The sequence below is a fragment of the Bradyrhizobium sp. SRL28 genome, from assembly GCF_018596315.1.
Lineage (GTDB): Bacteria > Pseudomonadota > Alphaproteobacteria > Rhizobiales > Xanthobacteraceae > Bradyrhizobium.
Genome location: NZ_JAHEAG010000144.1, coordinates 1 through 1,786, shown reverse-complemented (window position 1 = coordinate 1,786; position 1,786 = coordinate 1). Strand labels below are relative to the sequence as shown.

At 58.2% G+C, this 1,786-nt stretch carries 1 protein-coding gene; it reads left to right on the top strand.

From position 1 onward, the window contains the following. Positions 1-86 precede the first annotated feature (86 nt). The gene (locus KIP88_RS45660; protein ID WP_249791567.1) at positions 87-1,256 is read left to right on the top strand and encodes an IS110 family transposase; all 1,170 of its coding nucleotides are present in this window, start codon (positions 87-89) and stop codon (positions 1,254-1,256) included. The last annotated feature ends 530 nt before the right edge of the window (positions 1,257-1,786 follow it).

Here is a 1,786-nt window from a genome sequence, read left to right as displayed (position 1 = left end):
TAGATCCTATGTAGGCGCGACGGACAGGAGGTTTGTGTTACCGCTTCGGTTTCTACCTTCCCACCAGGTGCATAGGAGAGACGCTGATGGAAACCCGGACAGTGAACAACCTGCCGCCCGCCGCAACCCATGATGACGCCGTACGCTGTCTTCTTGCAATCGAATTGAGCAAGAAAAGTTGGATTGTTGCCGTCAACACGCCCTTGTCGGACAAGGTCGGTCGCCACACGTTGAAGCCCTGCGATGGGAAGGAGCTGTTGGATCTGTGCGAGCGGATCCGGACGCGAGTTGCCAGAGAAACAAAGCAGCGCGTGGAAATCGTTTCTTGCTACGAAGCTGGCTACGACGGCTTCTGGCTCCACCGCCTGCTCGAAGCACACGGCATCCGCAACTACGTCATTGATCCGGCAAGTCTGCAGGTTGATCGTCGGGCGCGTCGCGCGAAGACTGACCGCGTCGATGTCGAGCGATTGCTCCGATCACTGATGGCGTATCTGCGGGGTGAGCCGAAGGTTTGGAGCGTTGTGCGCGTGCCAAGTGTCGCCGAAGAGGACAACCGTCGGCTCCATCGTGAGCGTGGTCGGTTGATTAACGAACGTATCCAACATGTCAACCGGATCAAGGGACTGCTCGCGATCCACGGCATCTATGAGTACCAACCCCTGCGCCGCGATCGGATGCAGCAGCTGGAACGGTTAAGCACCGCTGATGGTCGGTCGTTGCCGCCGCGGCTCATGGCGGAAATCCTGCGCGAACTGCAGCGGTTGGAGCTTGTCATCGGAATGATCAAAACGATCGAGGCGGAGCGCGATGCCATTGCATCGGCCAAGACTGAGGCGGAGCATACGAGCGCAAGGAAGATCCAGGATCTGGCCATAATTAAGTGCATCGGGCCCGAATTTGCGAACACACTTGTCGGCGAAGTGTTCTACCGCTCATTCGACAATCGCAAACAATTGGCGAGCTATGTCGGTCTGACGCCAGCGCATTTCCAGAGCGGCGCGACGTGCCGTGATCAGGGGATCAGCAAGGCTGGCAACGCCAAGGCTCGCACGGTCATGATTGAGCTCGCCTGGCTGTGGTTGCGGCATCAGCCTGACAGCCCCTTGAGTATCTGGTTCCGCGATCGTGTTGGCAAACTCAAGGGCCGCATCCGGCGGATTACGATCGTCGCCGTCGCACGCAAGCTGCTGATTGCGCTCTGGCGCTATCTTGAGACAGGTCTGGTGCCTGAAGGCGCCGCTCTAAAGGTGTGACTAGATTCACTGAAAGAGGACGAAAGGAACATTACCGATTCCAAGGCGGATGTGTGACCGGTAGCCTAGCCTGGCTGCAATACGCCGCAAAGTAGAATGGTCCCATCCTCCTTGGAGCCCTGTGCCCTTGCATTGTTGCATGAGGGACCTTGGTATGGGCTCGTCCCGACCGGATATAAGTTGATGCGGCGAGCGCCGCATAGCGAAAGGGGCTCCACCTTGGGTCAATTGAACAAACGTCATCGGAACGTCAAAACGGGGAAAGAGGATCAACAGAAACGCAGTTACGTTTGCAGCGTAATGGGCCGGACACCAATTGTAGCTCGGCGCGCGCTTTCGCCGTCAACCCCTCGCGCCTTCCGGCGCGCCCCTCCGGGCTCCGGGGGGTTGACCGCTCAGCGCGGCCAAGCAAAGGGGCCTGCCGTGCCATCAATGCAGAACTGCGCTCGCACGAGCCCCCTCTTGAAACGTAGGAAGAGAAGAAATGTTGATCGCGAAAAACTTCTTGACACGCCGAGCCCTCATATAAG